The organism is Actinocrinis sp., from assembly GCF_035946395.1.
Lineage (GTDB): Bacteria > Actinomycetota > Actinomycetes > Streptomycetales > Catenulisporaceae > Actinocrinis.
Map to the genome: position 1 here is coordinate 58867 of NZ_DASYZI010000258.1, position 12732 is coordinate 71598.

A 12732-nucleotide genomic window follows, 5' to 3' on the forward strand; every position below is an offset into this window, starting at 1 on the left:
TGAGTTTCCTGCGACGGGGGCATTCCTGCGTCCGGCGGCCAATCCGGCCGCCGTCCGGGGCGCGAGGTTGGGGAAATGATGAAGAGTCCTGTCTTGTCCGATGAGGTGCTGGCGGACATCAGGACGGCGGACGGATCGACGTTGGAGGACGTCGAGTGGCCGTCGGCGGGTGTGCAGGTGCTGAAGACAGCGGCTCCGTGGCGCAGCTTCCGCTGGCGCGACGGGCAGAAGCACTACTCAGGCTGCTACTGGTCGGCGACCATGCGCGATCACGTGGGCTACGAGTCGCGGATGGAGCTCGGGCGACTGCTACTGGCCGACTTCGATCCTGAGGTGCGGCACATCGTCTCGCAGCCGTTCCTGCTCAAGACGCAGATCGATGGGAAGACCTACCGCCACGTCCCCGATTTCCTGCTGCTCACCGACGCCGGTCCGGTCGTGGTGGACGTCAAACCGCGCCATCGCCTGGCACAGCCGAAGGTCGCGTTCTGCTTCGCCTGGACGCGGAGGGCCGTCGAGGCTCGGGGCTGGCGCTATGAGGTCTACAGCGATCCTCCCGAGGTCTTGCTGGAGAACGTCCGCTTCCTGACCGGCTACCGCCGCGACTGGCTATTCGACATGGACTTGCTCGAACGTCTCCGCGAGCGTCCTCTGGACGGCCTGACGCTCGGCGAAGCCATGCGCTGTCTGCCGGAGGAGCCCGAGCCGGTGGTGAAGGCTGCTCTGCTGCATCTGTTGTGGTCGGGCTGGCTGGCTACCGATCTGGACAGGCCGTTGTCGCCATCTCACGTCCTTCGGAGGTCGGCGTGAGCGGCGCGGGCATCCGCTTGGGCGTGGGGACCAGGTTCCGATTGGACGGGGAGACCGTCGAGGTGGTGGAGATGCTGTCCGGCCCATCGGGGACGGAGGCGCTGCTGAAAGACGGTAGGGACAGGTTGCTGCGGATGTCGGCCCGGGAGTTGGTGGTCTCGGGCCGGGCTCAGGTTGTCGCGACCGGTCCGGGACCGGCATCCAACGACCCCGGTGAGGTGGCTTCGATCGCGCTGGCGAAGCTCACATCTCCGGAGCGTGCTGACGTCCTGGACCGTGCTGCGCACGTCAGGGAGGTGTTGACCGGTTTCCGCTCAGGGTCGGCGGAGTTGGCGGCCGCCGGTGAACCGCGACCGGAGTACGAGGCGAAGCGCTCGTTGACCCAGCGGTACGCGGCCAAGGCCACGGAGCTTGGCGTCGGGGTGAGGACTGTGGAGCGTTGGGCCGCGGGCTATCGGGCGAACGGCGAGGCGGGCCTGTTGTTGGGCAAGGGATCAGAGCCCGGCGGCGGGCTGGGCCGGTCGGATCCGCGGTGGGTGGAGACCGCGCTGGAGGTGATGGTGGAGTACGAGCAGGAGTCCAAGCCCAGTAAGAAGCATGTGCTGGAGCGGATCAGAGCGCGGCTGGAGGCGCGGTTCGGGCCCGGTGAGGTTTCGGCTCCGTCGCGGACGACGGCCTATCGGTGGTTGGAGGAGCTGGAGCGGCGCCGTCCAACGTTTCGGTTGAGTATGAAGCGCAATCAGGACATCGCGGGCCGACCGGGCGGGGTCTACGGCAAGCTGCGTCCGACCAGGCCGGGCGAGTACCTGCTGATGGACACCACGCGGCTGGACGTGTTCGCGCTTGACCGGTTGACGCTGCGGTGGATGCAGGCCGAATTGACGGTCGCTATGGACTGGTACACGCGCTGCATCACCGGGATCCGGGTCACGCCGGTGTCAACGAAGGCCGCCGACGCCGCGGCGGTGCTGTTCCAGACGTTCCGCCCCCGGCCCGCCGAAGCATCATGGCCAACGGGGGCGGCCTGGCCAGAGCATGGGGTCCCGCGGACGGTGCTGGTGGACCGGGAATCCGTCGATGGGCCCTCGGTTGCAGCCGCGGGTCCGGCGGTCGTTCCCGAGACGCTGGTCGTCGACCACGGCAAGATCTATCTTTCGGAGCATCTGACCAGCGTCTGCCGACGTCTGGGCGTGTCAGTCCAGCCCGCGCGGCTGCGAACGGGCCGGGACAAGGGTCCGGTCGAGCGGTTTTTTAGGACCCTGCGAGAGGACCTCCTCCAGGCGCTGCCCGGTTACAAGGGCCCGGATCTGCATAGCCGTGGGTCCGATCCGGAAGGCGGCGCGTTCTTCTTCCACCACGAGCTGGAGGAGATCATCCGCGAGTGGGTCGCGGTCGACTACCACCGCAGGCCACACGGCGGGCTGGTGGATCCGCAGGTACCCGGCCTGGCGCTGACACCGTCGCAGATGTTCGATCACGGGCTGGCCCGCGCCGGGTACATCGAGGTGCCCCGGGATCCGGATCTGGCCTACGAGTTCTTGAAGGTCCACTGGCGAACGGTCCAGCACTACGGCGTGGAAATCGGATCGCGCCGCTACAACGGCGCAGGCCTGGATCCCTACCGGAACACCACCAGTCCGCACGGCGGCACGGCCAAGGGACGGTGGCCGATCGCGGTCGATCCCGACGACGTCACCCGCGCCTATTTCCGGGACCCGGCCGACAACCGCTGGCACACCCTGTGGTGGGAGCACGCCCCCAGCCTGGGGATGCCAATGAGCGAGGAGGCACTGGCGTTCGCCCGGCACCTGGCAGCGCAGAAGTATCGCTACCCCAACGACGGGCTCGCCGTCGCAGAACTCTTGGAGCGCTGGAATCTAGGGCTCGGCAACAGCCTGACCGAACGCCGGATGGCGCTGCGAGTCGCCCGGGACCAGGCGTCGATCTCCCTGCCTGGCGCTGAGGCCGAGCAGCCGGCGATCCGGCTGCCGTCGGTCGCGCGCGCCCTGAACGCCGACGCACCAACCGAGGAAACGCCCGCCGAGGCCGAGCTCGGACCGACCGGTGGCGACGACGATGCGGACGACCTGGACGAGGACATCTTCTACTCCGAGGCACTGGAGGACCTGTGAACAGCAACGACAGCACACAGTCCGGCGAGGAGCGCACCGGCGGGAGCTTGGACAGCCTGACGCTAGCGCGCAAGGAGGGCTGGCGGGCTCTGGTCGAGGCAGCCCCGCGGGATCAGCCTGAGCAGCTGACGAGGGTGCAGTTGAAGGCGTTGGGCAGCAAGGCGCTGGCTGACTACAACAAGAGCCGCCGCATCTGGCATGCCAACCTCGGCCCGATCAAGACTCCCCAGCTGGTCGAGCTGCACGAGGATCTGTGGGACATCGTGGACAGCAACGAGCAGGACGGGGACAAGGCTAAGGGCGCGATTGCCGTAGACGCCTTCCCCGGGCTGGGGAAGACGACCGCCGCGCTGGCGTTCGCTAAACAGTTCCATCTCCGAGAGATCACCGAGAAGGGGCCGGTCACCGCGGACGGTCACGAGCGGTGGCCGGTCTGCCGGGTCGGGCTGACCGGCAACACGGGCATGAAGGATTTCAACCGCGCGATGCTGGAATTCTTCGGCCATCCCGGCGCCGCGCGCGGCACCACCTCTCAGTTCGCCCACCGCGCCTTGGACTGCGCGGTGTCCTGCGGGGTTCGACTCCTAATCGTCGACGACCTGCACTTCCTGACGTGGAGGAACCGCAGTGGAGTGGAGATCAGCAACCACTTCAAGTACATCGCGAACGAGTTCCCGGTGACGATGCTGTTCACCGGGGTCAATCTGGGGCGGCGGGGCTTGTTCGGCGAGACCGACAGCGGCGGCGACATTGTGCTGGCCCAGACGGGGCGACGCACCACGACGCTGGGCTTGGAGCCGTTCTTGGTGAGCACCGAGGCGCAGCGCAGAGAGTGGCGAAGCATGCTCCTAGCGATCGAGCAGCGGCTCGTGCTGACGGAGAAGTATCCAGGGATGCTCGCCGACGATCTGTCGGACTACTTGTTCGCCCGCAGCACGGGTCATATCGGCTCGCTGATGACGCTGATCAATCGCGGCTGTCAGCGCGCGGTGCGCACCGGGACCGAGCGACTGGACGTCGAGTTGATGGACCGAGTCAAGAACGATGCGGCGTCCGAGGCGGCCCGTAAGGAGATGACAGCGGCGTTGTCCGGCGGCAAGATGACGACGAAACCCGGCGTCAAGCGCGGAACGCGGCCAGCTACTGCACGTCGATGAACACGCCCCGCTCGTTGCCGATCCGTCTGGACCCGGTGCCCGGAGAGGGCCTGGATTCCTGGCTGGAAGCCCTGGCCCACCGCATCCACACGCCACTGGCCCTGCTGCTGCCCGCAGTCGGGCTGCGCGAAGGCCCGGAGCAGGGCGCGAACCGGAACTGGACAGTGATGCTGCGTCCGCAGGAGTCTGCCGCGTTGGCGGCCTCCTGCGGGGTCGGGCCGGACCGGGCCAAGGCCATGACGCTCGCCGCCTACGCCGGACGAGCGGTCGTCATCAACGAGCCCGAGCGGCGCGTTGACGTCCGCCGCGTCTGGGGCCGATCGTCCCGTTCCCGGTTCTGCCCGCAGTGCCTGGCCGACTCCGGCGGGCGGTGGCAGCTGTCGTGGCGCATGTCCTGGTCCTTCGCTTGCCTGGTGCATCACTGCCTGTTGGCTGATTTCTGCCCGGAGTGCGGACGGCCCCAGCGGACGCGGACCCTCGGCGGCAAAGAGGTACCCGCCCCTGGGCACTGCGCGAACACGCAGCCAGGACGGCGCGGCTCGGCGATCTCGGACTCGATTCGCTGCGGCGGGGCACTGGCAGAGGCGGCCACACTCTGCTTCGAGTCAGCACACCCGGTGGCGACCGCCCAGAGGCTCGTCAACGACATGATCGCCGAAGGGGCCGCGTCCTTCGGGGTCTACGAAGCCAAGCCTCAGCCCAGCCTGGCGGCGTTAGCCGATATCCGGACCCTAGCCCGGCACGCCTTGGCCTACGGGCCTAACCCGGACAAGGCGGAGCGACTACCCGAGGATCTATGGGCGGCGTTCCGGACCGTCGAGGGTGGCGCCGAGACGCCAGACCGCAACGTTGGCCGCCTTGCCCCGCCCCTAGCGGTGACGACGGCCGCCGGTGTCACCCTCGCTCTTCAGGTCCTCCAGCAGCCCGCCATTCAGCAGGCCGGGGCGGCGATGCACTGGCTGGTGAAGGCAACCTGGGGCGAGTCGGCGGCGATCATTCCAACCACGATCAGTCAGCCGCCCCGCGACGCCAGCCTGCTTCTACAGCAAATCCAGTACGCCGCTCTTGGGCCGTTTCTGAAGCCTGTCCACCAGCTGCGCTACCGGAGCCGGTCCCCACAACCGACGAATCCGGGGCGATCACCAGAGGTGGCGAAGCGACGGGCACGATCGATGCCGGCCACGTTCTGGCCAGAGTGGTCGCTGCGCATGACGCCGACCGAACGGCATCCGCGGTTGTTCAGGCTCGCCTTGGCCGGAGCGGTCATGCTCATCGGCACCCGGCTCAACCTCGCAGGCGCCAGCGAATATCTGGGAGGGACGACACCGTTTCGCAGTATCTCCTGGGGAATTCAGCGCCTGAACCGGCATCCATGCTGGCCAGACATTTATCGGGGGCTGGTTCGTCTCGCCGACTACCTTGACGCCGAACCGGTCCCGATCGACTACGGCCGACGACGCAGTCTGGACTACACGAACCTGTTGTCCGAGGATCGCTGGCATCGCATCTGCTGGGATGCCCGCACCCCGACCGGGACCACCAGCCGCCTGAACGTCGTGCGCGCCATGATGTTCGAGCGGCTCAGCGGACTGCCGTCGGAGCAGGCGCCCTCAGCCGCCGAGATCCCAGAGCGCGAACTGACCGCATACACCGCCGCCATGACAATCCGCACGACTCCGGCCCTGGCCCGCGGCATCAAGGACGCGGCCCGCGACTTCCTTCGCGAGCACGGGATCGGCGATGAACCGTTGGACTGGTCACCACCGGACCTGCTCCTTGCCGAGCTCGACCTGCCCGCCCCAGACCCGGCATCGGTGAACATCGAAGCACTCCACAGGTTGGTACGACGCGAACAACTCGCAGCCGGACAGATCGCGGACAGGCTCGGAACCACCATCGACACCGTCCGGCGCATGCTGGAGAAGCACCCAGCACCACTGCTTCCTGGAAGCTCATCCCGGCTGAGCGCCCCGACACCCACCCGAGCCGTCATCGGCCCCGCCGAGCTCACCCGGCTCTACGTGCAAGAGAAGCTGACGCTCGTCGAAATCGCCCACCGGCACGGCGTCTCCAAACCCGTGATCAACCGTCTCGCCAACGAGTACGGGATCCCGATGCGCCCGGCCGGACGACACGACAAGTTCGAGATTCCCAGCTTCGACTGGCTGCATGAGCAATATGTGATCCGCAAGCGGCCGCTGCCGGACTTGGCAGCCGAGAAGGGCGTGAGCGCCACGACCGTCGCTCGGTGGGCCAAAAACCGCGGCGTCAGGCTTCGACCACAAGGCGGTAAGGGAGGAGCAGTGAGATTCGGCATGGCCAACCACATCGACCAGGCTCCTGAACTGCTCCGGCCAGCCCTCGACAGCAACGGTGCCTGGCTCAGGCTTCAACGCTTCGCCGACGCGGCCGACTTCCCCACTCTCAAGGAAGCCGCGCGATCACTAGGCATCTCATATCCCTCGCTTCTCGTACAAATCCAACGCCTCGAGGAGGACCTCGGCCAGCAACTCCACCAGCGCGCCGAACGCGGATGTCCGATGGTGATCAGCACCTTCGGAGCCCGGGTGATCGAAGCGGTCCGCGAAGCGGAGCGCCAAGGCCTGTCCCCTGGAACAGCCGCAGACACGCCTACGATGCAAAGGTGATCGACGTCGAAGCGATCCTGGGCTCCCTGGCCGCGCAGGGCGTAACCGCGCTGCTGAAAGCGGACGCGGGGCGTATGGCTGAGGATGGTCCCGCCTGGACCTTTGTGGCCAACTGCGCTCTGCTGGACGCACCGCCTATCCGCGTCGACGCGGCCACGGTCGAGGACTGCATCCGCAAGGTGATTCCCCGGCACCAGGTGATCGGCATCGCCATTCCCACGATCACCGACGCCGATGACGATGCGGCAGACGTATCGTTACGCTGATGACAGCGCTGGAACAGCGACCGTTACTCTTCCTTGACGTCGACGGGCCCTTGCTCCCATTCGGGGCGACGCGGCGCGAACGACCGAACGGCTACCCGAGGTTCGATCACGGGCTTGGCGTCGACGCGAACCCGCTGCTCGCACGGCTCGATCCCCAACTGGGCCCGCGTCTACGAGCTCTCCGCTGCGAAATCGTCTGGGCGACCTCCTGGGAAGATGACGCGAACCACGAGATCGCGCCGCTGCTGGGATTCATCGAACTCCCGGTGGTGACCTGGCCTGACGACAGCGACCAAGACGACCATCACCGGCTGCACTGGAAGACGAAGACCCTCGTTGAGTGGGCCGAGGGCCGCACCTTTGCCTGGGCCGACGACGAGATCACCGACACCGACAGAGACTGGGTCGCCGCACACCATCGCGGACAGGCACTTCTGCATCGAGTCAATCCCGTTTGGGGCCTCACCGACGCCGACTTCGAGGTGCTCGGCAAGTGGCTGCGAACAGCCCCACCAGGAAAGGGCTAACGGCTGAACGGCTCCGAACCCCGTCGAAACCCGTGGTCGTGATGCCAGCCAGGATGGCGGCATGCGCTTACCAGTTCGCGAACGGTCCGACAGGACCAGATCGCATTGCTCGTCCACACTAGGGACGAGCAATGCGATCGAGTGCCCGCAAAGCAACGTCGCCAAGTCCCTCAGCGAGCCACTGGGCACCCACATCGACGGTCGAAGTCAGATATTCTCCAGCACGTCATAGACGCTCTCGCAGTCGTCGATGTGCTTCGGTTTCGGCCGTTCTCCCTGGTCAACTGTCACGAGTGCCGCCCTATGGCCGTCACGTCATCAGCCTCATCGTGGGTCGTCTGCGGTGCCAGCAACGGCCGGTCCGCAATTCTCCGGCAACCCGGCTACCACCATGGCGACGGCGTCCTTCGGAGTGTCGGCCTCACCGACCACAGTCCCTCGCGACGGACCGCTGACCAGGTATCGACGATCGCTCAGCGGATCGACGAACGGCACGTCCCACGAGAACGGGAAGCCGGTGCAGGTCGTGAAATGAAGCGACCAGTGACTGGTGAACGGATACAGCTGACGAAGTTTCGGCTCGTCAAACGCCGCCTCGGCTAACGCCAGGACCGACCGCGCAAGCTCCAGTCTGTCCATGTCTTGACGCAGATGCTCCAAGAGCCGGCGCCACTTCACAGTGACGGCATCAGCAGAACCGAGTTCGTGGGCTTCTGCCAGCTCACTGACCTTGACGAAGGTCGCCGCTTCGTGGATCTCCCGGATCTTGGCACCACTCCGCCAGGCGTCGAGGGCTCGGGCCATCTCTCCAAGATCCACTGTCGAACCGGTGATCAGCTCGACTCCCTGCCACCAGCCACTGAAGATGAACCATCGTTCGACGGAACCCAAAATGATCCAGGACGGCTTACGGTCGGGAACCAGGCTCTCGACGCCTGCCGATCGATACGGGTCCAAGTCGTTGGTCAGAACCTCTCCCAGAGAGAGTCCGAGCTCCGACGCCACCGAGGTCAAAGCCGCGGCGAGACTACCCGCCTCCGCCACGTCCGGATACAGATCAGGGTCCGCAAACGACGGCTCACGCCTAACCTGGGAAAAGTTCGAGCTCACAGCCGTAGTCTGACGCCCCTGGTGAAGAATCCGCCACGTCATTGAGACTCAGCCGTCCCGCCACGTGGTGAAACTGAGGGAAGAACGCCAGGTCAACGCGTTCCGGCCCGACAAGAGCTAAGCGAACCTACAGTAGGGCGATCTGTCAAGAGGCAGGGCGAAACGGCGTCCGGGCTGGCTGTCCGGGCGCCGTTTCTTTGGGCCGGTCGGTACCTGGCGCGGGTGGTGCGCGTGTCTGTGGTCGACGCGTGGTCCAGGCTGATATGCGCGGGTTGGTTGCCGCAGGACGGGTTGTTCGGCGGGAGCGTGTGCGCTGCTCTAGGGTCGAGCGTGGCGGCGGGGCCGCTGCTCATAGCTCTATCGCGTGTTGCTCCTCACGCTGCCATCACCCCGGGGTCGCCGGCCGGCCGGTCTTCGGCCCGGTTAGTCGGGCAGGGTGGCCAGCGACCAGCACCAGCCGGCCAGCTCGCGGGCGATCGCGACGTTCGCGATCACCGGGCGTTTGTGGTGGGTGGTGAAGGCTTGCCAGCGCTGGTTCAGGCGCTGGTTGCCGGCGTGCCCACGGGCGCGGGCGGCGGGTGAGGCTTGATCCCATCGATGGCGCAGGCTCACGCCCGGCCGGTAGCCGGGGCGGTGGTGCCATGCGGCCTCGACCAGCAGCCGCCTGGCGTGGGTGTTCCCGGTCTTGGTGATCGAGCCTTGAGCCCGGGACTCGCCGCTGGAGGACTCGGAGGGCACCAGCCCGAGGTACGCCGCGATGCTCGCGCCGGTAAACCGCTGCCAGTCTCCGATCTCCACCGCCAGGCCGAGGGCGGTGAGGGTATCGATCCCGCGCAGGCAGCCGAGCCGCGCGACCACCGGCGACCACGCCGGGTCGCGGGCCAGGACCGCGATCGCGGCATCGAGCCGGGCGCGCCGGTCCTCGGCCATCACCACCGCCTCCAAGGCCGCGTCGTAGGCGGCCTGGACCGGCGCGGCGGCGAAGCGCTGCGCAGCCAGCCACGCGTGATGCCGGCCCGTCCAGGTCTTGCCGTCGCTGTAGAGGATCCCGCGGCGCAGCAGCAGCTTGCTCACCCGGTGCCGGGCGCGCATCAGCTCCCCGCGCACATCCTCGCGGGCACGCACCAGATCCCTCGCGTCCTCCTCTGCCACCGAAGGCACCCGCACGGTGGTGAACTCGTCGAGATGCAGCAACCGCGCGAGGTGCAGCGCGTCGCGCGCATCGGTCTTAACCCGATCCCCGGCCGGACGCGCCAGCTTCGAGGGCGCCACCACCTCGCACCGCAACCCCGCCGCCCGCAACGCCCTGGCCAGCCCGAATCCGGTCGGGCCCGCCTCGTAGGCCACCGCGACCGGACCGGGCAGCCGGGTGATCCAATCGAGGACGTCCGCGCCCCCTGGAGTGAGCCGGGAACGGAGCAACTCCCCGGTCACCGTGTCGATCCCGCACGCCACCACGCTGCGCGCGTGCACATCGAGCCCTACGCTCGTACGCTCAGAAAACACCGGTCGGGTAGCCGGGGCGCATTGCTGCGCCCCGGCCCCCTCAGAACCGGCCGTGCGGGTTTTCCCCGCAGCTCGGCTCAAGCAAGCCCTGAAGGCTCGCAGGATTCTACGGTTGCTGTCCGGTGGTGCTCTTGCGACAGGTGTCGTGGACCAGCCGCAGTTCCCGAGCGTGCGGCGGGCCGTGTGCCGCGAGGGGGATCGTCTGCACGATCCTTCTTCGCATGGCCGCGAACCATCGTTCCCAGTCTTGCGGGGATTGAGGTTGGCGGTCGTCCGGCAGCAGCAGTCCACCGCAGGCCGCGCAGTGTCCGTGCTGCTCGCGAAGCAGGCGCCGGCGCAGGCGGTCGGTGGTGGACTCGTGTTCTGTCTTCCGGCGGCGCTTGGCCCAGTACTCGGTCAGGGCCGGGTCGTCGGGTGACGAGGTGCCCTTGACCAGGGTGTGCCGAACGATTTTCGTCCAGGCGAACTTGTAGAGGTAGGCGCCGGTTTCGCGGTCGCCGAACACCCACTTGTCCTGCCTGGCCGGGTGGAACTGCCCGAAGTAGCGCTGGGAGATCCAGCGCTTCGGTTTGCCAGGGTGGCGGAAGCAGGCCCATTTGTAGAGCAGTTGCCACAGGTAGCTGTCCAGGGCGCTGAATGTTGCCTTGGACACCACGCCGCGATAGTAGGCGGCCCAGCCGCGCACGATCGGGTTGATCGTGTGCAGCACGGCTGCGGCGTTGGCTCCGCGCAGGGCACGCATCTGCGTCGCCAGACGCAGCTTGATCCTCTTGACGGCGTCCTTGCTGGGTTTGATCAGCAGCTTCTCTCCGTACCGGCGCACGTTGAAGCCGAGGAACGTGAAGCCCTCGCCGAGGTCGACCACGCGCGTCTTGTCCTCGTTGAAGGCCAGTCCCCGTGCCGCGAGCCAGGGGGTGAGCCGGGTCTTGACCGCGAGGGCCTGCTCCCGGCTGTCGCACAGGGCGACGAGATCGTCTGCGTAGACCACAGTGACGGGAGTGCCGGGCACAGCCGCCATGCGACTGTTCTTGCGATCCCAATGCCACCGTGTCCCGGCCGCCGCCGCCATCCCGTGCAGCGCGATATTGAAGATCAGTGGACTGATCACGCCGCCTTGAGGGGTACCCTCCTCGGTCGGGGTGAACTGTCCCTGATCGACCACGCCCGCCTTCAGCCACGCGGCCACCATGCCCCGCGCGGGGAAGGCGCCGAGTTGGTCGAGGATGTGGGCGTGGTCGGCGCGGTCGAATGCCGCGGTCAGGTCCGCGTCAAGCACCCAGCGGCGCTTGGTGCGCGGGTTCGCCATCGTCCAGAAGATCGAGGCGATGGCGTCCTGGCAGCTGCGCCCGGGCCTAAAGCCGTAGGTCCGCGCTTCGAACCTGACCTCCCACTCGGGCTCCAGCGCGTTGACGGTCATGGCTTGTAACGCTCTGTCCATCAGCACGGGGATTCCGAGGCCGCGCTTCTTCCCGTTGGCCTTGGGGATGAACACCCGCCGCACCGCCCGAGGTCTCCAGGTCGTGCGCTGCCGCTGCACCCGGTCGGCGAGTTGCGCCCTCAAGGTGGGCAGCAGCGCGGTGCGCCCGTCGATCCCGGGCGTCTTGCGCCCGGCGTTGTCCTGCGCGACCCGGCGCACACTCAGCAGTGCGTTCGACCGGGAGCGCAGCATCAGCTTCTGTAGATTGCGGACCGTTTTCAGGTCCCCTGCCTGCGATGCCGCGAAGATGCGCTGCCGCAGCCGCCGTACGTCGTCCTCGATCCGGCGCCAGTCGATCTGGTCCCAGTCCGGGGCGTCGTCCTCCGGTCCGTTCACCGCGCCGTTCACCGCGCCAGGGGCGGCCACTGCCGCCCCTGGATGCGCTGTCGCGATCGTCGCGGCGTCCAACTTGTCCTTCGGTTCGGGCCTTTGCGGTCATCGGTTCTTGCGGGCTCACCCGACCCACGTGGGCGCTCTTTCGAGCCCGGGCACGGCGGCCCGGTATCCGGCCAGTTCCTCCAGGACCACCGGCGAAGGGGCCGGAGCATACGTGTCCTGGTGTTCCCGCCGCCTTTCGGCGCACCGGCGTTCGCTTGTTGGGTCATCCTGCACCCGCCGGGGAGTTGAAGCCTTCCTCACGATCGGCCTACCGGGCCTGATCGGCCCGGACCCCGTCGGGGTTGTCACGTTCCGCACGCTTGAGACGCGACCGGATAGGGCGCCCTCTCTACCCCGGGGACGGCGGTGCTCCCACGGCCGTTAAGCCCTCCACGGCCGCCGCCTGCCGTCTCGCAACGGCCGGTCCCTAAACCCCGGTCCTGCCACTGCATCCACCCAGGGCCTTGCATTACGGGACATCATCGAGGGTTCACTCGCGTTCACCCGCCCGGTCTTCCCCTCACCTGTGGCCCCCGGACGCAATCAGGGACCCTTGGGCTTCTACCCGCAGCTTCGCACCCCGCCGTTACCAGCGACGCACGTGCGAGCAGGGACAGGCCATGAGCACTGACCCGGGCTACACCGCCGACATCGACACACTCGTCAACGCTCGGCCCTCCTCCCGGTGCAACCACTCAAAGCGAGCGACCTCGTGCCGCAC

General features: G+C 67.4%; 9 protein-coding genes. 6 read left to right on the plus strand and 3 right to left on the minus strand.

From position 1 onward, the window contains the following. Positions 1-141: 141 nt before the first annotated feature. Genes VGS97_RS16200 through VGS97_RS16225 form a run of 6 tightly spaced genes read left to right on the plus strand, consistent with a single transcriptional unit; the run spans position 142 to position 7540 of the window. Complete coding sequence (locus tag VGS97_RS16200; protein ID WP_326854357.1) at positions 142-810, plus strand: TnsA-like heteromeric transposase endonuclease subunit; 669 nt, start codon at positions 142-144, stop codon at positions 808-810. Then, complete coding sequence (locus tag VGS97_RS16205) at positions 807-2942, plus strand: hypothetical protein (RefSeq protein ID WP_326854358.1); 2136 nt, start codon at positions 807-809, stop codon at positions 2940-2942. The genes VGS97_RS16200 and VGS97_RS16205 overlap by 4 nt, the downstream gene beginning before the upstream one ends. 47 nt (positions 2943-2989) lie before the next feature. Beyond that, positions 2990-4099, plus strand: a complete 1110-nt coding sequence (locus tag VGS97_RS16210; protein ID WP_326854359.1) for an ATP-binding protein — start codon at positions 2990-2992, stop codon at positions 4097-4099. Then, positions 4096-6747 carry a TniQ family protein gene (locus tag VGS97_RS16215; RefSeq protein ID WP_326854360.1) on the plus strand — a complete coding sequence of 884 codons (2652 nt, stop codon included), beginning with the start codon at positions 4096-4098 and terminating at the stop codon, positions 6745-6747. Before VGS97_RS16210 ends, VGS97_RS16215 begins: the two co-directional genes overlap by 4 nt. Next, on the plus strand, positions 6744-7013 hold the full coding sequence (locus VGS97_RS16220; RefSeq protein WP_326854361.1) for a hypothetical protein: 270 nt from the start codon (positions 6744-6746) through the stop codon (positions 7011-7013). Before VGS97_RS16215 ends, VGS97_RS16220 begins: the two co-directional genes overlap by 4 nt. Beyond that, complete coding sequence (locus VGS97_RS16225) at positions 7013-7540, plus strand: HAD domain-containing protein (protein ID WP_326854362.1); 528 nt, start codon at positions 7013-7015, stop codon at positions 7538-7540. Before VGS97_RS16220 ends, VGS97_RS16225 begins: the two co-directional genes overlap by 1 nt. A gap of 324 nt (positions 7541-7864) precedes the next feature. Here the strand turns inward: VGS97_RS16225 and VGS97_RS16230 are convergent, their stop codons facing one another. The 3 genes from VGS97_RS16230 to ltrA all read right to left on the minus strand — a co-directional run bounded on the left by VGS97_RS16230 (position 7865) and on the right by ltrA (position 11999). Continuing rightward, positions 7865-8650 (minus strand): DUF6193 family natural product biosynthesis protein, encoded by a 786-nt coding sequence (locus VGS97_RS16230; protein ID WP_326854363.1) that lies wholly within the window; start codon positions 8648-8650, stop codon positions 7865-7867. Between the two features lie 423 nt (positions 8651-9073). After that, on the minus strand, positions 9074-10156 hold the full coding sequence (locus VGS97_RS16235; RefSeq protein ID WP_349262157.1) for an IS110 family transposase: 1083 nt from the start codon (positions 10154-10156) through the stop codon (positions 9074-9076). 106 nt (positions 10157-10262) lie between these two features. Continuing rightward, complete coding sequence (gene ltrA, locus VGS97_RS16240; protein WP_326854365.1) at positions 10263-11999, minus strand: group II intron reverse transcriptase/maturase; 1737 nt, start codon at positions 11997-11999, stop codon at positions 10263-10265. Positions 12000-12732: the final 733 nt, after the last annotated feature.

Coding starts and splice junctions, on each gene's coding strand:
- VGS97_RS16215 (WP_326854360.1), top strand. CDS start 4,096: ATGAACACGCCCCGCTCGTTGCCGATCCGTCTGGACCCGGTGCCCGGA.
- VGS97_RS16225 (WP_326854362.1), top strand. CDS start 7,013: ATGACAGCGCTGGAACAGCGACCGTTACTCTTCCTTGACGTCGACGGG.